The sequence below is a fragment of the Vibrio sp. 779(2023) genome (genome assembly GCF_033344285.1).
GTDB classification, from domain to species: domain Bacteria; phylum Pseudomonadota; class Gammaproteobacteria; order Enterobacterales; family Vibrionaceae; genus Vibrio; species Vibrio alginolyticus.
Window position 1 is genome coordinate 117,662 of record NZ_JAWPOM010000004.1, and the last position, 21,473, is coordinate 139,134.

General features: G+C 44.5%; 16 protein-coding genes. 6 read left to right on the forward strand and 10 right to left on the reverse strand.

What is annotated here, in order from left to right:
* Positions 1–591 precede the first annotated feature (591 nt).
* A complete protein-coding gene (locus tag R8O70_RS07680; RefSeq protein WP_017820602.1) occupies positions 592–2,064 on the forward strand; it encodes an aminoacyl-histidine dipeptidase in 1,473 nt (490 codons plus the stop codon).
* Positions 2,065–2,128: 64 nt separating this feature from the next.
* On the opposite strand, the gene R8O70_RS07685 is transcribed toward R8O70_RS07680, so the two are convergent.
* Positions 2,129–2,668, reverse strand: coding sequence for a DUF3332 domain-containing protein (locus tag R8O70_RS07685; protein ID WP_258623763.1), 540 nt, complete (start codon positions 2,666–2,668; stop codon positions 2,129–2,131).
* Positions 2,669–2,998: 330 nt separating this feature from the next.
* Here R8O70_RS07685 and R8O70_RS07690 point away from each other — a divergent pair, with 330 nt between their 5' ends.
* The 3 genes from R8O70_RS07690 to R8O70_RS07700 all read left to right on the forward strand — a co-directional run bounded on the left by R8O70_RS07690 (position 2,999) and on the right by R8O70_RS07700 (position 7,075).
* Positions 2,999–4,066 carry a succinylglutamate desuccinylase/aspartoacylase family protein gene (locus tag R8O70_RS07690; RefSeq protein ID WP_005383764.1) on the forward strand — a complete coding sequence of 356 codons (1,068 nt, stop codon included), beginning with the start codon at positions 2,999–3,001 and terminating at the stop codon, positions 4,064–4,066.
* 263 nt (positions 4,067–4,329) lie between these two features.
* The gene (locus tag R8O70_RS07695; RefSeq protein ID WP_171346003.1) at positions 4,330–6,516 is read left to right on the forward strand and encodes a TonB-dependent receptor domain-containing protein; all 2,187 of its coding nucleotides are present in this window, start codon (positions 4,330–4,332) and stop codon (positions 6,514–6,516) included.
* 118 nt (positions 6,517–6,634) lie between these two features.
* Positions 6,635–7,075, forward strand: a complete 441-nt coding sequence (locus tag R8O70_RS07700) for a hypothetical protein (RefSeq protein ID WP_005381599.1) — start codon at positions 6,635–6,637, stop codon at positions 7,073–7,075.
* Between the two features lie 90 nt (positions 7,076–7,165).
* Here R8O70_RS07700 and R8O70_RS07705 read toward each other — a convergent pair whose 3' ends face one another.
* Positions 7,166–7,474 (reverse strand): DUF3622 domain-containing protein, encoded by a 309-nt coding sequence (locus tag R8O70_RS07705; RefSeq protein ID WP_025998700.1) that lies wholly within the window; start codon positions 7,472–7,474, stop codon positions 7,166–7,168.
* A gap of 279 nt (positions 7,475–7,753) precedes the next feature.
* Positions 7,754–11,647, reverse strand: a complete 3,894-nt coding sequence (gene purL / locus R8O70_RS07710; RefSeq protein WP_318184114.1) for a phosphoribosylformylglycinamidine synthase — start codon at positions 11,645–11,647, stop codon at positions 7,754–7,756.
* A 299-nt stretch (positions 11,648–11,946) separates the two neighbouring features.
* On the opposite strand from purL, the gene mltF reads away from it, so the two are divergent.
* On the forward strand, positions 11,947–13,524 hold the full coding sequence (mltF, locus tag R8O70_RS07715; protein WP_258623765.1) for a membrane-bound lytic murein transglycosylase MltF: 1,578 nt from the start codon (positions 11,947–11,949) through the stop codon (positions 13,522–13,524).
* A 588-nt stretch (positions 13,525–14,112) separates the two neighbouring features.
* Here mltF and tadA read toward each other — a convergent pair.
* From tadA to R8O70_RS07745, 6 genes are all read right to left on the reverse strand, one after another.
* The gene (gene tadA / locus R8O70_RS07720; RefSeq protein ID WP_213915304.1) at positions 14,113–14,661 is read right to left on the reverse strand and encodes a tRNA adenosine(34) deaminase TadA; all 549 of its coding nucleotides are present in this window, start codon (positions 14,659–14,661) and stop codon (positions 14,113–14,115) included.
* A gap of 212 nt (positions 14,662–14,873) precedes the next feature.
* Positions 14,874–16,433, reverse strand: a complete 1,560-nt coding sequence (locus R8O70_RS07725) for an AbgT family transporter (RefSeq protein ID WP_017635695.1) — start codon at positions 16,431–16,433, stop codon at positions 14,874–14,876.
* Between the two features lie 288 nt (positions 16,434–16,721).
* Entirely contained in the window at positions 16,722–17,132 is a 411-nt protein-coding gene (locus tag R8O70_RS07730; RefSeq protein ID WP_005381606.1) for a prepilin-type N-terminal cleavage/methylation domain-containing protein, read from the reverse strand.
* A complete protein-coding gene (locus R8O70_RS07735) occupies positions 17,122–18,363 on the reverse strand; it encodes a hypothetical protein (protein WP_064353666.1) in 1,242 nt (413 codons plus the stop codon). Before R8O70_RS07735 ends, R8O70_RS07730 begins: the two co-directional genes overlap by 11 nt.
* Positions 18,363–19,001, reverse strand: coding sequence for a PilW family protein (locus tag R8O70_RS07740; protein WP_213915303.1), 639 nt, complete (start codon positions 18,999–19,001; stop codon positions 18,363–18,365). The genes R8O70_RS07735 and R8O70_RS07740 overlap by 1 nt, the downstream gene beginning before the upstream one ends.
* A gap of 10 nt (positions 19,002–19,011) precedes the next feature.
* Positions 19,012–19,527: a GspH/FimT family pseudopilin gene (locus R8O70_RS07745; RefSeq protein WP_064353664.1), complete on the reverse strand. Its 516-nt coding sequence runs from the start codon at positions 19,525–19,527 to the stop codon at positions 19,012–19,014.
* 103 nt (positions 19,528–19,630) lie between these two features.
* Between R8O70_RS07745 and R8O70_RS07750 the strand changes: the two genes are divergently transcribed.
* Positions 19,631–20,062, forward strand: a complete 432-nt coding sequence (locus R8O70_RS07750) for a type IV pilin protein (RefSeq protein ID WP_017820588.1) — start codon at positions 19,631–19,633, stop codon at positions 20,060–20,062.
* 69 nt (positions 20,063–20,131) lie between these two features.
* Here R8O70_RS07750 and dnaJ read toward each other — a convergent pair whose 3' ends face one another.
* Positions 20,132–21,280, reverse strand: a complete 1,149-nt coding sequence (gene dnaJ / locus R8O70_RS07755) for a molecular chaperone DnaJ (RefSeq protein ID WP_005381620.1) — start codon at positions 21,278–21,280, stop codon at positions 20,132–20,134.
* Positions 21,281–21,473: the final 193 nt, after the last annotated feature.

A 21,473-nucleotide genomic window follows, 5' to 3' on the forward strand; every position in this document is an offset into this window, starting at 1 on the left:
TCCAATTTATAGGGGTGAACAAACTGTTCGAGTCACATGCGTTGACTTCACTTAGTAGCCAAAGCTTGTTGGGTATACAAAGTTACCGGTGTAAACAGACTTGCTATTCCAGAACATTGTACTTGGTAAACCTTTCATAACTATCACCTTTTAAATCAATTAAACATTCGTTGATTTCTCGGTTCCTTGGAGGCGATAAAACGGACTCATCCTTTGAGCATTTCATTCTTCTCTCAGAAGCTGGTTACAAATATACCACCAAGAAATTTAATTACAAGCATTTTAGTGATTGAAATCACAAAAAATGCATAAATTGACCTTTATCAAAGTTTATGTGTAATTAAATTACAATTTTATGAATTAAAAAATAAAGCCACTTTCAGAATGTATGATAGAGAACACATAGTGCTTGTTATTGTATTCACAAACTGTGACAGTTCTGAGAGAAATCCTTGTGATCGCGACTACTCGTACTCCTTATCTGGTGGTATGCTAACGGCAATTTGAAGGCCAAATCGTCTAGCATTTAATGCTACCTTGACAATATTTTTACGGTATATATTTGGCAAAGCACATCAAAAGGAGTCCTCCGTGTCTGAGTTCCATTCTGAGATCAGTACCTTATCACCTGCTCCACTTTGGCAGTTTTTCGATAAGATTTGTTCTATCCCTCATCCATCGAAACATGAAGAAGCATTAGCACAGTACATTATCAACTGGGCAACAGAGCAAGGCTTTGACGTTCGCCGTGATCCAACCGGTAACGTGTTCATCAAAAAGCCCGCGACACCAGGAATGGAAAATAAGAAGGCTGTTGTACTTCAAGCACACATCGACATGGTGCCGCAGAAAAACGAAGACACTGAACACGACTTCACCAAAGATCCAATCCAACCTTACATCGATGGCGAATGGGTAACTGCGAAAGGCACGACGCTTGGTGCAGATAACGGTATTGGTATGGCTTCTTGCCTTGCTGTATTGGCATCTAAAGATATTAAGCACGGTCCACTCGAAGTTCTGCTGACGATTGATGAAGAAGCAGGCATGACTGGCGCATTTGGCCTTGAAGCTGGTTGGTTAGAGGGTGAGATTCTTCTAAATACAGACTCTGAGCAAGAAGGCGAAGTCTACATGGGTTGTGCAGGTGGCGTTGATGGCACCATGACTTTCGATATTTCTCGAGAATCAACGCCTGCAGGTTTTGTAACACGCCAACTGACGCTGAAAGGCCTAAAAGGTGGTCACTCAGGTTGTGACATTCACACAGGTCGCGGTAATGCCAACAAATTACTTGGTCGTTTCCTTGCCGGTCATGCTCAAGAGCTTGATTTACGTTTAGTCGAATTCCGTGGCGGTAGCTTACGTAATGCAATCCCTCGCGAAGCGTTTGTTACTGTCGCGCTTCCTGTCGAAAACCAAGACAAGCTTGCTGAGCTGTTCAACCACTACACTGAGCTGCTTAAAACTGAATTGGGTAAAATCGAAACAGGTATCGTAACCTTTAATGAAGTGATCACGACTGACGCGCAAGTATTTTCAATCGCCGATCAGCAACGATTCATTGCGGCACTTAACGCTTGTCCAAACGGCGTAATCCGTATGAGTGATGAGGTGGAAGGCGTTGTTGAAACTTCTCTAAACGTTGGTGTGATCAGCACAGAAGAAAATAAAGTCACCGTGCTTTGCTTGATTCGTTCTCTCATTGACTCTGGCCGTAGCCAAGTGGAAAGCATGCTGCGCTCGATTACTGAGCTAGCAGGCGCACAAATTCAGTTCTCAGGCGCTTACCCTGGCTGGAAGCCAGATGCAGATTCCGAGATCATGGCAATTTTCCGTGATATGTATGAAGGCATTTACGGTCATAAGCCGAACATCATGGTCATCCATGCAGGTCTTGAGTGTGGCCTATTTAAAGAACCATACCCACACATGGATATGGTTTCTTTCGGTCCAACAATAAAATTCCCTCACTCTCCAGATGAGAAAGTGAAGATTGATACTGTTCAGTTGTACTGGGATCAGATGGTCGCGCTTTTAGAAGCGATTCCAGAGAAAGCATAATTCAATCACGAAAAACGACAAAGGGTGCCATACGGCACCCTTTTTTTGGTTTAGTTGAACCCAACTACACACGGTTTTGCGCGTAAGCGGCTAATTCATCCATTGAGGTTTGTGCAACAACTTCACCATCAATGTAGTAAGTAACAAACTCACCATCGCGCGCACCCATGAGTGTCGCCTTTTCACCGTTGCTGTAAGTAATATCCATTTGAACAGTGTTCTCATCGATTTGCTGCATTCGCCCCTGCTCAATGACACGGTTATCCGCTAATGGTGCGATTGGTGCCGTCGTTAACGACTTATCTAACTGGTGATTGACATCAATGTAAGTATCTACCTTTGTATCGAAGATATGTGGCTTACCATTTAACGGGTTCTTACCCGTCCAAAATTCTAGAGAGTTAAACACGATATAATCCGCTGCGATCGCGACACCATAAACAGGCGCTAAAAGCATATTTAGACCACCTCGAGCGTAACGGTTGTCAACAGCTTTCAAGTTAAACCCCATGACATAACCTGTCACGGCATTACTACCTACGCAACCTGAAAGTGAAACTGCTACCGCAGTCAATGCACCAATTTTAGCAATTGCCTTTTTCATCAAAACCTCTAGTTATAAAGTGTGAAACCTCAAATTCGGCGCGGATATTATCGGATAAAAAGTAGGGTTAAAAGTCCGTTTTTTTGTCCTCCATGAACAGTATTATTTTTAATACAGTCACATTTTTTAAGGCTATTATTGCGCTCTCTTCTCTATGTCTTGTTATGTATTAAACTGATAGAAAAGATCATATTGAAAACAAAAACTTCACACATAACAAAATTTCACGCATGACGATTAAAGTAATTTGTCGTGTCCTTAATGAGAATGATTAGTGCGATTTTGCAGCAATTGTTACATTGCTGATGACGCATTTGACAGAGATGGTTTATGGCCAGAAGTAAAAAAAGCAAAGTGTTTGAGCTCTTAGGACATCAAATACAACCAGGGCTACGATTAGAGATCGAATTTGAAGCAGCGAAGCTATATACACATTCGCCTTTATCTATTCCTGTGGAAATCATCCATGGGAAACAAGAAGGACCAGTGTTAATGGTGAATGCTGCTATCCATGGTGATGAGCTTAATGGCGTAGAAATCGTTCGTCAGATCATTAACCAACTGGATCCACAAAAACTGAAAGGCACTGTCATTGCAGTACCTATCGTTAACGTTTTTGGTTTCATCCATAAATCTCGTTACTTGCCCGACCGACGAGATCTCAACCGTTGCTTTCCTGGCAGTGAAAAAGGCGCACTTGCATCTCGTATGGCACACGGGTTCTTTAACAACATTGCCAAGCGTTGTGACTACATTTTGGATCTACACACAGGGGCAATTCATCGCACGAACTTGCCACAGATCCGCGCAAACTTAAGCAACCCAGAAACTCTGCGTATTGCTCAAGCATTTGCAACGCCAGTGATTGTTGATTCAGCATTGCGTGATGGCTCTTTACGCAGTGAAGCAGAAAAATGTGATATTCCAGTGCTCACCTACGAGGCTGGCGAAGCATTGCGCTTTGATCCACTTTCGATCAGCGCTGGTGTACTCGGGGTTCGGCGCGTAATGCAAGCCATTGGTATGTTGCGTGCGAGCAGGAAAAAGCTGCCTGAGCCTATCATAGCGAAGTCCACCAGCTGGGTTCGCGCGTCAGGTAACGGCATTTTGCGTACTGTCGTTAATCTGGGAGACAAAGTAGAACAAGGTGAAACGCTCGCTTATATTAGCTCTCCTCTTGGTCATGATGAGATAGAACTAAAAGCCCCGAAGCGTGGTTTGGTTATCGGTCAACAAACATTACCATTGGTGAACGAAGGCGATGCAATTTTCCACCTTGCCTATTTTAACCAAGGTGATAATGCTTTAGAGCAAGCAGTCGAAAGCTATATTGAAGGCCTCACTGAATTCGATGCCGAGCCGCTGACAACCGGACAGATACCGTTAGAAACTCAGTAATTCCTATCAAGTAGGCGCCTGATTAGCTCAAAAGGAGCAACAGTGCTCGCACTATCTTGTTTAAAGCCAATAAGCTCAGCGTCCATGATGCTGGGCTTTTTGTTTTATGTAAGCTAACGATACTCATCGCAGTTTCCACGAATGGATAAAAAACTTTACAATCCGTCGCAAAAACACATTTGATAATTAATCTCATTATCATTTATTAATCGTAATAATGTTCTTATAATCCCAGCTTCATAAAAACACTATAAATCATCAATATGAAACGATTAAAAAGTCATCCATTCAAAGTAAATCTCATTTCACTGGCTTTGCTCTTCCCTCTTTATTCATATGCCGAGACAGCGCCAAATGAAGAGCTTGAAGTCATAGGCGTTCGTTATGCCAAACCTATTACCATTGCTGAGCCTGCGCAAACCACCATTAATTGGTCAGAGATTGAAGAGCAACAGTACTCTAATTTTGCCTCAATGATCGATGCCGTTCCCGGTGCATCAATAGATGGTGGCGGTCGTTCTGGTGGCGAACGTATTAACATTCGTGGCTTTGATGATCCAAGCGATATCGCCGTCTTTGTCGATGGCGCTCCAATTGGCTTTCAACAATACCGCTACGGTACCTTCTTTTTTGATCCGTTCTTAATTGGCGAAGCAGAAATTATCAAGGGCGCGCACGACTATCGAGCACTCAACGGGAAGTTTGGTGGCTCCATTCGCATTAAAACCAAAAGTGTCGATGATCTCCTTTACGGCGACAGAAACTTTGGTGCTCGCATCTCAAGTGCATACAACACTAACGGTGATGAGAACGCCTACACGCTAACACTCTATGGTAAAAACGATACTGGTTTTTATTTTCTAGCGAATGGCTCGGTAAAAGATTCTGATGACATTAAAGTCGGAGGTGGTGAAACGTTGGATTACTCAGGTTATGAGCAAGAAAACATGCTCGTAAAGGTCGGTTATGAAAACAACGATCACGAGTTTGAAATTAGCCACACTCGCTACAAAGATGAAGGTCGTAAACCTTGGGCTAACCGCCGAGGAAAAATGCCTAACATCACCGAATACAATATCAAGAAATACGGCTCATTAGAAAAAGCCCAATACGCTTACACCGTCGATAACAAATACACGGACAACACCACAACCATCTCTTACCACTACATGCCGACTAACCCGTATATTGATTTCAATATCAAAATGGCACGTTCCGAAAACGATCGTCATTGGGTTCGCCCTGACGTAGCATTCGAGAAAATGTTCGTTTCTGTTGGCAGTTACGGTCATGAGTCATGGCTGAGTTACGAGCGTGACTACGTTGATGTGTTTAACCAAGCACAATTCGGAGACCACACTCTAGTCACTGGGCTTCAATATCAAAAAACCGATAGAGACTCGTTAGTATTCAACGCATCATACGACAGTAATGAAGCGAAAAACTACGGTTGGTACACCCCTTACTACGAACCATCTGGCACGCAGTCAATTTATGCCGCTTACATTGCTGATCACTATCAAGCAACAGACCGCCTAACAATCACACCTTCTCTGCGTTACGAATACATCAAGAGTGAAGGAAAAGGGAACGCAGCGCCGGATTATAATGATCCAGCTGCCGGACATGACTATGGTGAAACGACGCATAAAGGCTTTAGCCCACGTTTGGATATCGACTTTGATGCGAGCAATAATACGCGTTTAAACGCCTCCTACGCCTACGCTTTAAAAGCACCAACCGTTGATAACATCTACTCAGTGCAATATGCGCGAGCTACCGCTACGGCTACTGCTTTGAATCTGGACGTGTCTCGTATCCATGCTTATCAAGCAAGCGTTATCAACTTAACGGAAGGGCTGGTGAACTCTCGCGATAACCTCGCAACAGAGTTAACTATGTTCTATAACGATGTTAGCGACACAGTTGATATACGAACGGGCGAAAACCTCGACAAAAATACTACTGAGTTACAAAGCTGGAATACAAACCTAGATGGCTTTAAAAACTATGGCTTTGAGCTAATTTCACAATACCGGATTGAAGATTTCTACAGTAATTTCTCAGCAAGTTACATTCGCGGCAAAAACAAAGGTAGCCTATCTGACTCTACAGGTTCAGATGATGATCATCCTGATGTACCGCCATTAAACATTAATCTGGGTTTAGGTTACGAATGGATTCCTGGTTTACGTACGGGCTGGGAAGTCCGCTGGTATGATGCGCAAACCAAAACCAAGGCAAGCGGTAATAATTTAAAAGTGAAATCGCCAAGTGAGCAATACACGCTACAAAACGCTTACGTGGTTTGGGAAATACAACAAGTCGAAGGCTTGAGCGTTGGCGCGGTTGTGAAAAACTTAACCGATCGTTACTACGAAGCATACCTATCTAATGGCGTGCCTTCGCCTGGTCGCGAAGTCAAACTGCACCTCACTTATCAATACTAACCATACCTAAAAGATGCAGGGCAGACATTAACTGCCCTGTTATATCGTATCCAATGGCCATAATTGCACGCCGTTTTATTTATCAGTATTATCATTTCCTTTTGCTTGCATACACATTATGAACAATCTAAAAACACGGCTTCTTCTGATTTGCTTCTTCCCTGTAGGTAGCCTAGCGCAAGCTTCTGAGAACATTGCAGACTACTTACAAGAACAAAGCAAGCACCAAGTTTCAGAAGATTTTTACGCACAGCCAACAGCAAATAACCTGAATCTAGATGCAAAAACTAACTCTTTAACTTGGCACGAAGATGGTAAGCCGGATCACTGTCGTTACGCCAAGCAGCCCAAAGACGTCGCAACACATTTCGACTACGGTGAAGCAAACGATCTATCTGACGGCTTACAACACTTTGATTTACCGGAAAGACATTCTGCAAAGGTCAAATCGACACATCGCACTTATGCTAATAACCCTCACCTTCTTCCTGGCAATAAACAATTTGCAGCCCCTGAAGACGGCACGTTTAGCTTGTCCGTATCGTCGGATTGTTTTTAGCCGATATAAATAAAAAATGCCCTGAGACAAAACTCAGGGCATTTTCACTATTTGTTTGATGGGTAACGTCACCATCTCACCGATTTAAACTTATTCTTCGTCAGTGTCTACTTCGGTTTCACGTGCTTTGCGGGCTTCTTCTTTACGAACTTTTGCCGCTAGTTGTTCTGCTTCGCGCTCTTGACGTTGCGCTGCTTTACGCTCGTTACGAACCACTTGGTTTTGGATAAATCCAGCCAGTTCTTGTTCAGCCCAAGCTTGTGCTTTCTCTTCGCTGTCAAAGCCTGTTTCACGCTTTGATACTACAGTCTTACGAGATGTCACTTGGCGAGTGATTTCTGCGCTCCAGCCGTTACGTTTTTCAGTGACGCGGATAGCAAATTTTGGATTCTTAGACATTTCTTTCATTTCCTAAGGGATTTAGGGATCAATCAGGGATTCGGTCAACTTGATAACTCCATCTAAGCTGAGCTGTTTAACACCATCCCTTGGTAAGCGCGGTATTAGAGCATAAAAGTAATCTAAACGCTGCAAGTTTTTTACGCTAGATAATAGATGACAAAGAAGAGGCAGAACAAAGCAACGTTTCGCCAAGTCACTAGAAAGAGCGACGAAGAAAAAAGAAAGCGCTGGTCTCTCAACCAACGCTTTACTTAAGCTAGATTAACTTTTGGTTAATTAACCGATATTCTTACGGGCATTTTGGAACATACGCATCCAAGCGCCATTTTCACCCCAACCTTCCGGAGCCCAAGAATTTGCAACTGTGCGGAATACGCGCTCTGGGTGAGGCATCATGATAGTTACGCGACCGTCTGCTGTTGTTAAACCGGTAATCGCGTTTGGCGAACCATTCGGGTTGTTCGGGTATTGTTGTGTTGGGTTACCGAGGTTATCCACGTAACGAACCGCAACCGTACCTGATGCCTCAATCGCTGCTAGGTGCTCTGCATCACGTACTTCTACACGCCCTTCACCGTGGGAAACCGCGATTGGCATACGCGAACCAGCCATTCCGTCGAAGAATACAGAATCAGATTTCTGAACTTCAACTAGACTAAAGCGCGCTTCAAAACGCTCAGATTCGTTGCGCACAAAACGTGGCCACAAGTCTGCACCTGGGATCAGATCTTTCAGGTTTGATAGCATCTGACAACCGTTACATACACCTAAAGAGAACGTCTCTTCACGGTTGAAGAAGGCTTGGAACTGTTCACGAGCTTGTGCGTTAAACAGGATAGACTTAGCCCAACCTTCACCCGCACCTAGTACGTCGCCGTAAGAGAAGCCACCACAAGCTACTAGGCCATGGTATTCATCCAGTACCGCTTGGCCTGTTAGGATATCGCTCATATGGATGTCGGTTGCTTCAAAACCAGCTCTGTCAAACGCTGCTGCCATTTCGACGTGGGAGTTAACGCCCTGCTCACGTAGAATTGCCATCTTAGGTTTAGCACCTTTCGCAATGTACGGTGCTGCAACGTCTTCATTTACGTCGAAGCTGAGCTTAACGTTTAGACCTGGGTCAGAGTTGTCTTTCTTAGCTTCGTGCTCTTGGTCTGCACACGCTGGGTTATCACGTAGACTTTGCATCTTATGCGTTGTTTCAGCCCAGATAACGCGTAGTTCGGTACGTGAACGTTCAAGCACAACTGCATCACCAGAAGTGATAACAAAGTCGTCTGAAGCTTCAACAGAACCAATCACATGTGAGCATGCCTCTAAGCCGTTTGCCGCCAGAGTAGATAGAACTGAATCTAGATCATCATTCTTAACTTGAACAACCGCACCTAGCTCTTCGTTAAATAGAACGGCTAGCGCATCATCACCCAGCTCTGCGATGTTCGCTTTTACGCCACAGTGACCCGCGAACGCCATCTCAGCCAGTGTAACAAAAAGACCGCCGTCGCCTTTATCGTGGTAAGCCACTAGCTTGTCATCACGTACTAACGCTTGCATTGCATCAAAGAAGCCTTTTAGCTGCTCTGCATTATCTACGTCAGCAGGTTTGTCACCCAGCTGTTTGTATACTTGTGCCAATGCTGTCGCACCTAAGCGGTTTTTGCCGTTACCCAAGTCAACAAGAACTAGAGAAGTCTTTCCTTTGTCAGTGCGTAGTTGTGGAGTCACGGTCTTACGTACGTCTTCCACACGACCAAATGCCGTGATAACTAACGACAGTGGAGAAGTGACTTCTTTGCTCTCGCCGTTTTCTTCCCACTTGGTTTTCATCGACATGGAGTCTTTACCAACTGGGATAGTCAAACCTAACGCAGGACACAATTCTTCACCAACCGCTTTCACTGCTTCGTAAAGACCCGCATCTTCACCTGGGTGACCCGCTGGAGACATCCAGTTCGCAGACAGTTTAATGTGTTTAATATCACCGATGTCTGTTGCCGCAATGTTCGTTAGTGACTCACCAACGGCTAGGCGAGCCGATGCTCCAAAGTCTAGTAATGCCACTGGCGTGCGCTCACCCATCGACATTGCTTCGCCATGGTAAGTGTCGTAGCTTGCCGCTGTTACTGCGCAGTTTGCTACTGGTACCTGCCAAGGACCAACCATTTGATCACGAGCAACCAGACCCGTTACTGTTCGGTCACCGATAGTAATTAGGAATGTTTTTTCTGCAACAGCAGGAAGACGAAGTACGCGATCCACCGCTTCATTAAGCTCAATACCATCACGAACAATGGCAGGGCTTTCCACTTTTAGTGTGGTTGCGTCACGGTGCATCTTCGGTGGCTTACCAAGCAGGATATCCATTGGCATATCGATTGGCGTATTGTCGAAGTGAGAATCTTCTAGCGTTAGATGACGCTCTTCTGTCGCCACACCCACCACTGCATACGGTGCGCGTTCACGCTTACAGATGGCGTCGAATGCTTCCATGTTTTCTGGCGCTACCGCTAGAACGTAACGTTCCTGTGATTCGTTACACCAAATTTCCAGTGGGCTCATGCCCGGCTCATCGTTTGGTACATCGCGTAATTGGAACTTACCGCCACGCTCACCGTCGTCGACGAGTTCAGGCAATGCGTTAGAGATACCGCCTGCACCCACATCGTGGATAAATGCGATTGGGTTGTCGTCGCCTAACTGCCAACAACGGTCGATCACTTCCTGACAGCGACGTTCCATCTCTGGGTTTTCACGCTGTACTGAAGCGAAGTCCAGATCTTCTGCTGACTGACCAGATGCCATGGAAGATGCCGCACCACCACCAAGACCGATGTTCATTGCCGGACCACCAAGTACGATTAGGCTCGCACCCACTGGAATCTCTTTCTTCTGCACGTGTTCATCGCGGATGTTACCCATACCACCAGCAATCATGATTGGTTTGTGGTAACCACGAATTTCTTCACCCGCATGAGAAGTGACTTTTTCTTCGTAAGTACGGAAGTAACCCAATAGATTTGGACGACCAAATTCGTTGTTGAATGCCGCGCCTCCTAGAGGACCTTCAAGCATGATGTCTAACGCATTTACAATACGACCCGGCTTGCCGAAGTCGGTTTCCCATGGCTGTTCAAAACCAGGAATACGTAAGTTAGAGGTTGTAAAACCAACCAGACCCGCTTTTGGCTTACCGCCGATACCCGTCGCGCCTTCGTCACGGATTTCACCGCCTGAGCCAGTCGATGCGCCCGGCCATGGAGAGATTGCCGTTGGGTGGTTGTGCGTTTCTACCTTCATCAAGATGTGCGTATCTTCATGGTGGTACGTGTATTGACGAGATTTAGGGTCAGGGAAAAAACGCCCCGCTTTAGAACCTGTCATAACGGCTGCGTTGTCTTTGTATGCAGACAGCACATAGTCAGGTGTCGTTTCAAAAGTGTTTTTGATCATTTTGAACAAAGACTTAGGTTGATCTACCCCGTCGATAGTCCAATCTGCGTTAAAAATTTTGTGGCGACAATGCTCTGAGTTCGCCTGAGCAAACATCATCAATTCAATGTCGTTTGGGTTACGCCCAAGCTTAGTAAAGTTCTCTACCAAGTAATCAATTTCATCTTCTGCGAGTGCCAAGCCAAGGGAAACGTTTGCCTCTTCAAGCGCAAGACGACCGCCAGCTAAGATATCAACATGTGCGACAGGCTTAGGCTCTGCAACAGTAAATAATGCTGATGCGGCTTCAAATTCTGTGAATACTGTTTCCATCATGCGGTCGTGAATTAACGCTTTAACAGCGTCAGCTTGAGCTTCTGATAGAACAACTGAAGATTCGACATAATAAGCCGTACCACGCTCTAGACGTTTCACTTTATCCAGACCACAGTTAACAGCGATATCGGTAGATTTAGAAGACCAAGGCGAGATAGTGCCAGGACGAGGGGTGACAAGAAGTAGAAGACCTTCAGGCTCATGCTCTTCGATGGTTGGGCCGTAAGTTAGTAACTTTTCAAGTTTTTCTAACTCTTGGTCATCAAGGTCTGACTTTAGATCGGCAAAGTGCATAAACTCGGCATAAATGCCAGTTACAGGCAGATCTTGTTCACGACAAAGTTCCAGTAGTTTATTAACACGAAACTCAGAAAGAGCTGGGGAGCCACGCAAAATTCTCATGTGCTTAGGTCTCTTATGCAATTGATTAAGGTGATATTGGAATAAATTCAGACACTTAAAATAAGCCCTGTCGAACCTATGCCGATTCCACCTCGTCATTGCGAGCGCATTATATAGTAATTGTTTTTGTGATGTAACACCAAAAGCAACCGTTTGCGTCATTTTTTTTGTCAAATTTGAATTACAACTAAAATGTCGATAAAACACACAATGTCACGTTATAAGTGTGTGATTCACTTTGCCCCATGAGCTCGCTTTGATATAAAGGCAAATAGAAATTTTCCAAGATGTACCTATTAATGCAAATAAGTCACTTCAACCGGCTCAAGCGCAGTGCTCTAATTTTAGTTTCTGTTCTTTTACTCTCTGCTTGCCAGATTGAGTCGGAGCCCAAAAGTGAATTTGAAAAAATTCAAGAACGTGGTGTGCTTCGTGTTGGCACGCTAAACAATCAGCTCTCCTACTACATAGGTCCCGATGGTCCCGCAGGGTTGGATTACGAATTGGCGCGTCAGTTTGCGGAGCAGCTCGGCGTCAAACTCGAGATTAAACCAGCCTTTCGCCAAGCTGAGCTTTTTCCTGCTCTTAAGAAAGGAGATATCGATATCATCGCTACGGGTTTAAATCAAACGTCACAAGCAGTCAAACGATTTAGACCAGGCCCTGCCTATTATTATGTAAGCCAACAAGTGGTATATAAAAAAGGGCAACTTCGACCACGTGATATCGAACAACTCATTGAATACCAAGCCTCGAAAGACGACGAGTCCGACGAAGATACAAATGCAGGCGCTCAAACATTAAAGATCGTTGAACAATCGCAATATGTTCCGACCCTAACAGCGTTAAAGAAGCAGTATCCAGAACTTCAGTTTGAAATTGTTGGTGATGCTGACACGAGAGACTTACTCAAATACGTATCGAAGGGTGAGTTACGTTTTACTGTGACTGATTCGGTGGAACTTTCCCTAGCTCAACGCCTTTACCCCGATCTTGCGCTCGCGTTCGAACTTACAGAAGATCAACCTGTGTCTTGGTTTACTCGACGTTCTGAAGACGAAAGCTTGTATGCAATGCTGATAGAGTTTTTCGGTAACATCAAACAATCAGGAGAACTGTCCACCCTCGAAGAAAAGTACATTGGTCATATTGAAGCATTTGACTACGTTGATACTCGCGCATTCATTCGAGCTCTGGATGACAAATTGCCTAAATGGGCACCTTTATTCCAAAAATACAGCGAAGAGTTCGACTGGCGATTAATTGCAGCATTGGCTTATCAAGAGTCACATTGGAAACCAACAGCAAAATCGCCAACGGGTGTTAGGGGGATGATGATGCTTACTCTGCCAACAGCGAAAAGCGTCGGGGTAACAAACCGTTTAGACCCTGAGCAATCTGTTCGTGGTGGTGTCGAGTACTTACGTCGCATTGTAGGTCGCGTGCCTGATAGCATCAACGAGCATGAAAAAATATGGTTTGCGTTAGCTTCATACAATATTGGTTACGGCCACATGATGGACGCACGACGACTCACCAAAGCACAAGGTGGCGATCCAAACGCTTGGGCGGATGTAAAAGACAGGCTGCCTTTACTTCGTCAGAAGCGCTATTACAGCCAAACTCGCTATGGGTACGCCAGAGGCGATGAAGCGCGTAATTACGTAGAAAATATTCGACGTTACTACCAATCCATCATTGGTCATGTCAGCCAACAGCCAGCGATTGATGAGAATAGCGATGATTTGCAAGTGATTCCGCCGCTCAACCCCGACATTTTTATATCGGGCGCAGTAGAGACCGTCGTAGAACAAGTCTCTGGCGCTTCTGACGTCACGGTTGAAGAAGACACCGAACAAGAAAGCATTGAAGAATAAACCCACGGTAAACTAAAAAATGACGAGCCTATGAAGCTCGTCATTTTTGTTGAGTCCTAACGAAAACTTATCTAGACTCCAATATTCTGAGTGACACCAACCACACTCAACCATTCCTTTGGTTGGTCGCCTTTTCTTCATCGTTAGTAAAACTGATTGCTTTGTAACAGATTACTTTACAACCACATGGTTTAGCTCACTTGATGAAGCGGCACTTTCGGCTACACTCTGCCGAAATAACGTCACTCCTATTATTAAGCATCGTATTGAAATTGTTTGCTGGCTCTGTGCAATGCAGAAGTCAAATGAAGAACGTTTAAACCATACAATGTTTAGTGCGATTATCGAGCCTATTGCCAAGCATCGATGAGCCGCGCTTTACTGGTATAAGTCTTGTCTGCAGGAGGTTTTGAATATGAGAAGACGTAGAGTGCAGTCAAAGCGTTTAAATAACACAGTAGCTGCTATCCGACGTAAACGTAAACTGACATGTATGAAAAAGAAAGTAAGTTCACGTAATCGTGTTTTTGTACATTTAGTCAATCACTAGTGCGTCCAAGCAAACATCTACCATGTTGTAGGTGTTTGCTAGCCCTCACTACTCCCACTACCTTGCTCGCTCTCTCGATTTTCTAATGCTTTTTGTGCTTGCTTCTTCGCTTTAATTTCCTTTCGGCGACGCTTAAAAAACGCTTGTAGCTGAGTGCGGCACTCATCTTCTAGCAGCCCCTTTTCAACTAAGGCGTAATGGTAAGCGGCTTGGCTTTCAAACAAATTAAGCACTGTTCCTGCAGCTCCAGCTTTTAAATCTGGCGCTCCAAAAACAACCCGCTTAACACGGCTATGCAATAAGGCTCCCGCACACATTGGGCATGGCTCAAGTGTTACATACAAAGTCGTATCCAGAAGACGGTAATTTTCTAGCTTTTGGCCTGCTTTACGCAGTGTTTGAATCTCAGCATGTGCGGTAGCGTCATTAGTACCAATAGAGCGATTCCACCCCTCAGCGATAATTTCACCATCTTTGACAAGCACTGCGCCAACAGGTACTTCCCCCTCAGCTTCTGCTTGCTCAGCAAGCTCCATCGCTCTGCGCATAAACAATTCATCTTGAGGGGAAAACGGATGGTTAGACAAAGGAGGCTCCAAAGAAACAAAAAACGATTGAAGTCAGGAATTTTATCACCAACTTCGGTTTCACTACAGCAACACATCACGGGACAAAGTCTGCAACTCCAAAAAACTAGTTACAAGACCTATCGATGTTCGTTTTACGAGAACAAAAAAGCGCAGATCGAAGACCTGCGCTTTTTGGCTGCCAATTAGCGGCTTTCACACCCTACACGTTTTTACATTGTGTAAGTGTAAGGAGCTTGAATGCCTAGCGGGATACCTACCATCCAATAAGCAACTAGGAAGATAGACCAACCGATCAGCATTGCGATCGAGAATGGCATCATTAGTGACGCAAGCGTACCGATACCAGCCGACTTCACATAACGCTGACAGTAAACCACAACAAGAGGGAAAAATACCATTAGAGGCGAAATGATGTTCGATACAGAGTCACCCACACGGTAAGCCGCCTGAGACAGCTCAGGCGAGATACCAACCGCCATTAGCATTGGCACTAGGATTGGACCAATTAAAGCCCATTTTGCCGATGCCGAACCAATAAGTAGGTTTACAGACGCGGTTAGAAGGATCATACCGATGATGGTCACTTCACCTGGTAGGTTCATCGCTTTTAAGCCTTCTGCGCCATACAACGCTAGCATCGTACCGATGTTTGACTGAGCAAATGCAGATAAGAACTGAGCACAGAAGAACGACATAACAATGTATGCGCCCATGGTTGACATAGTATCAGCCATCGCTTTGATAATGTCGTTGCTGGTCTTGAACGTTCCAGACACTTTACCGTAAACGTAACCAGGAATGATAAACAGAATAAAGATCAACGGCACGATAGACTTCATTATCGGTGCTGAGAAGGCAGTAATTTCACCTTCAGGCGAGCGAAGTGCTGATGTTTCTGGAATTAACGCTGCAACAAGTAAAGCAATACCCGCCATCATTGCCCAACCTGCATAACGGAATGCTTTTGATTCCAGTTCAGTAAATGAACCTAGGTTTGGCGCGGTTTCCGCATCATCATCAATTGGCATTTTTGATAAACGAGGCTCGATGATTTTCTCTGTCACGTACCAACCAATCCCCACAATAATGATAGAGGATAGGCCAGTGAAGAAGATGTTCGCTAATGGGTTAACCACATATTCAGGATCAAGAACCTGCGCCGCAGTTTGCGTAAAGCCAGCCAATAGCGGATCGATACCTGAAGGGATAAAGTTTGCAGAGAAGCCACCAGATACACCTGCAAATGCTGCCGCAATACCTGCTAAAGGGTGACGACCTGCCGCATGGAAGATAATACCGCCAAGAGGAATAACCAGAACATAGCCTGCATCTGCCGCAGTATGCGATACAATGGCAACCAAAATAAGCATTGGAGTAAGAAGCTTAGCTGGCGTGAAGTTCAGCATCTTCTTAAGACCCGTCGTAATAAAGCCCGAAGAATCTGCAACACCCACACCTAGCATTGCGACAAGTACGATACCCAGTGGCGCAAAGCCAGTAAACGTCGTCACCATGTTAGCAAGGAAACTTGCTAGCGCTTCGCCCGTAAGTAAGTTGGTGATAGTAAGAGCTTCGCCCGTTCGAGGGTTTGGAAGATCGAATGATACATTCGACAAAAGTGCTGACGCCGCCCAAGTAATGATCAATGCCCAGAAGAACAAAATCGCAGGATCAGGAATTTTGTTACCTGTCCTCTCGATAAAGTTTAAAAAGCGCTCCATCCCGCTCGGCTTCGATGATGGTGCCTTATTTACAGCTTGGTTACTCATGGTAACTCCATAGTGAATGATGTTGGTGCCAAGGCCTATTTGAATAATTATAACGACCTACTATCCAACGAGTATTCTAGTAAACACTAATGGAGAAAGCACAAGGTTCTAGATTTTTTTTCATAATTGGAGACATATTTTGCAAAAACACCACTTCAATTAAACATAATAAAAACAGTAGAACATCAACTCAATTAACAGTTCAAAAACCATTTATTAACCGTAACAAATCCGGTATCAAACAGGAGTTACATCCGCATTTGTCTCAGCCCATGTATGCAATTGAACTTAGTTTTCGAATTCACTGTATTGTGAGATCATCGTTTTAAGCTGAACTGATCGTGTCTCGCCGATTCTATCCTTCCAGCTAGAGGTAATGGTGATAGTTTTCAGTGTTCCTGAAACCGTGGCAGCTGGAACTTCCCACTCGACGACATAAGATCCAGTAACAGAAGAGCCTGTTGCAATAGAAGCAAAATTTGCAGGTGTGATGGTAGACATCGCCGCAGAAGCACCACGCGTCCGGAACCATTCGAGCTGGTTTTCTGCTAGACGAAGTGCTTCAATACTTTTTATGGCATATTCGGATTCGCGTTCTAAATACACGTTTAGCTTAGTTAAACCTAGTGCCCCAACACCGATAAGTAGAAAAGAAATTAGAACTTCAAGAAGGTTAAAACCTTTTTGTTTAGAGATCATTCCAGGAGCCCTTTTTCCATTTTACTTTCTTGTGAACATTGGGTACAGATGTTGAATCAAACTCCAAATTAACTGCAGCACCAAAGACACTTAACCCTCCTGGGGTGTCGAAAACATATCCACCTACAGGCTTGAAAGCGCCACGGGAAAAAAAAGTAAGCTTCTTTATTTCGTCTGTAGAGAGTCCTCCTATAAATGGAGTGACTGAGACATCTGATGTCCATCTTGCGGACATGTCACTAACTGTAGAAGTAAACAATTGGTAAACAGTTCCGGGAAAAGAGTCAACCCCATTAACCGACAATAAGCCATTCTCGATAACAAGAAGCTTAGGGCTAGAATTGAGGCTGATTCCGATACCAGTTTCTAGGTCACAATCACCAACCACCCACACTTTGTCGCTCACAGAAAATGAACTAACAATTCTATCAACACAAGATTTAACTGTTGACGAGCTGCTTGCCACACTCCCATCAATCACCACAAATCCATTCTTTATTTGAGTTAATTGGGAGCGAGGATAACCAAAAAAAGCTTCAAAAGGGTCAAGATTTGGGTCATGAACAAAATCATGCTCAAACATCTTTTCGTCGCCAATATAATTTTGATTGTTACCAATGACTTTCACTTTGTAGTCGTTTACGCCACCAGAATCATCGCAGTTAGCGTCACCAGAAACGCATAACCCTAAGCGGGCAGTGTTAGTCATATGAGATGAACTACACGTTTTTCCAGAAGGGTGTGAAGTAACAAAAGCGCCCTCCATTACTACTGATTTCATAAATCGAACAGAAACACAAGTATCCTGCTCGACAAATTCAGGTGTAAAAAGATAAGAGCCCATTAACTTCAAATCTGAGCGGGCTTGTATAGCTCCGCTTGGTCTACCAACTACTTCAATACTTTTGAAGGTCTCAACTCGGTTATTTACGCTTGAAGATAGCTCGTAGAATTTGGGATCCACCAAAGATTGAGTTGCGACAACAGTACTTTGTAAACAACTAGAGTAGTCTTGCATATTTGGTGCGATCGACATATCCGCTTTATTTATCGCATAGCCACACTCCAATCCCCCTTCTGCAAGCCAATGTTCTTGTCGTGCTTCAATTTGATTGTTGGCACGCTTGATCTGATAAAAAAGAGACTTGTAGCTACCAAGCGACATCATTAACGCTGCGACAAGTAATACACTGACAACGAGTAACGCTACTGCACCTTGTTGTTTCTTCATTACTGCCAGTTCCTTTGCATCGCAGTAAACGACTGCTGAGTGCGAATATCAGTCGCATCTTTCAATTCGGTTCCCAATGTAACGGTCACCAGTACACTTTTTGCATCAGTGCTTTCTAACAGTTCACTAGTAAGGTCAAAACGATTAACGTGAATAACTTTCTTATCAAAAAGATTTTTACATGAGCGAGTGCCTGCAAGGTTAATCACGTCATCAACATCCCATATCGTTGTTTGTTTTTTTTCACAAACAAATAGCGACTCTGGCGTGCTAACTCGTTGCTCATAAGCTACGTTTTTATATAAAGGAAAAGAGCTAGCGCCAGCGCCAGAAACACCTATGTAATAAGCATAAGCAATCACCCCTCTATCAACATCATCGAGAGTGTAAATTGTGTTTGATGAGCCAGATATTTTTATAGAATTGCCATCGTTACCATCAAAACCAGCACGCTGAATGTCACTCTTGAGCATTTGCACAACACTTTCAGAGTTCTGTAACAACATTAGCTCTTTCGACCGTTCCATTATCACCCTTTGACCACTCACATAGATTGACCCCACTGTAGCAAGAGAAATAAGCCCAAATGCCGATGCGATCATAAACTCAACAAGGCTTGCCCCTTTTTGTTTAAACATAATCATCCTTTTAAGAGCAAGTTGAATAACCGTAATATTCTGTACTGTTGCTATCACTACACACTCGCACGCGAGCAGATAAAGTGTGAGAAATAAGTTTTAAGACTTTTGATGATTCACCAACAGGATGAAACTTCAAGCTTCCTGATGATGGTCGGCCATAAACGTCGTCAAAACTGATTTGGTCTGAATCGTAGCTAGGTGTAACGACAATACCGTCATACGGCTTACCTGATAAAGAGAACAACACAGTCCCAGCCCCCTCAGCTCCGTTATCTGTCAAATCAATACGCCAGTTTCCGTCACTAGATGAACTCCCAGACATGATGATGTGTGCCCAAAGTCTTTCACGCCGTAATACTGCTTCAGACTTGCCTTCAATAACAAAGCCATGCAATTCATTAGCTAAGCGCTGCATTTTGTTGGTTTCAAAAACATTTTGGAAAGATGGAGCTGCAAACGCCAATATAATACTCAGTACAGCAACAGTAATAAGAAGCTCCAACAACGTAAACCCGCGAGGCATTTCCCAAATTCCTATGTAAACGGCAAAAGGGCCGTAATTCATCTTGCACAGATGCTATCACCTGCCAAAAATAGGCGGAAAAGTGAAAAGGAAACTACTCGTGATGATTCGAATTTCTCGTTGTAACGGCTACAAAAAAGGATTGAGAGGGATGACATTGATCGAATTACTGGTAGCTGTAGTGATTGTCGGGATCATTGCTGCAGTCGCATACCCCTCTTACACTAATCATGTAATCAAGTCTCATAGGACGGTTGCCTTGAGCGATCTTAGTCGAATTCAGCTAGAGCTAGAGACATCTTATGATGGTGGGTACGACTGGAGTCATATTCTCTCTGGAGGCACATGCACTCTATGTGACTCAGACACAAATAGATTTTCTTTCGATATTGCGAGCTCTGCAAGTACGGCCTATACCATTACAGCAACAGCAAAATCGGCTCTGGGACAAGACGACGACGAGTGCTTGACTGGTTCTAAAACGATTACTTTAACGTCAACAAATGTCGAAGAACCAAGTGATTGCTGGAACTAGCAAGAACACCGAGATGCAAAAAGGCCTGCATTTTAGCAGGCCTTTGTATTTGTGCTTTTCACTAACGTCTTAGCTGGTTAAATCATCAAAGAACTTTTTCACACCGTTGAAAAAGCCTTCTGATTTAGGCTTGTGCTTTGTCGCCGCTTCACCACCACAAGACTCTTCAAACTCTTTGAGCAGTTCTTTTTGGCGTGAGCTTAGGTTTACTGGTGTTTCAACAACCAACTTCACAATAAGATCACCAACACCGCCACCGCGAACGCCTTTCACACCTTTACCACGCATGCGGAACATACGACCTGTTTGCGTTTCTGAAGGTACTTTTAGGCTTACGCGACCATCTAGAGTTGGCACTTCAACTTCACCACCTAGAGCCGCCATCGCAAAGCTTACTGGCACTTCACAGTATAGGTTGTTGCCATCACGCTCGAAGATATGGTGCTCTTTCACGTGCACTTGTACATATAAGTCGCCAGCAGGCGCCCCCATTTCTCCCGCTTCACCTTCGCCAGATAGACGAATACGGTCGCCAGTATCAACACCTGCTGGGATCTTAACGTTAAGTGTTTTTGTTTTCTGCTTACGACCTTGACCATGACACTCATTACAAGGGTCTTTAATGATTTTACCTTTACCGTGACAGGTAGGACAGGTTTGTTGCACTGCGAAGAAGCCTTGTCGCATCTGTACTTGACCATGACCATGACAGGTACCACATGTTTCAGCAGATGAACCTTTCTTCGCGCCACTACCATCACAGGTATCACAGTGTACTAGTGTCGGTACTTCGATCTCTTTCGTTACACCACGAACTGCTTCTTCTAGCGTTAATTCCATGTTGTAACGTAGGTCAGCACCTCGCTGGGCACGGTGGCCACCACCGCCACGACGACCACCACCAAAGATGTCACCGAATACATCGCCAAAGATGTCGCCGAAATCAGCACCGCCGCCGCCAAAGCCGCCGCCACCGAAACCACCGCCGCCTTGTTCAAAAGCAGCATGACCGTATTGGTCGTACGCCGCTTTCTTTTGAGGGTCGGTCAGAACTTCGTACGCTTCTTTTACTTCTTTAAACTTGTCCGCCGCAGAATCATCACCCTGGTTTCGGTCTGGGTGGAATTTCATCGCTAGACGCTTATACGCCTTTTTGATATCGCGCTCTGAGGCATCACGGCTTACGCCTAATACTTCGTAAAAATCACGTTTTGACATGTTCTTCGTCACCAGTTAATTACTACAAACGGCATCGATTCACCGCTTGGTGTTTGTATCGTTCTAGGTAAGTGCACTTGTCTGCAACATACTTAACTAGAAAGACAGCGTTTACAAACAGACGGGCGTAAGAGTTGCCCCAAACGCCCGCACACGAAGTCTTATCGACCCCAGATGGCTATGCAGCCATCTG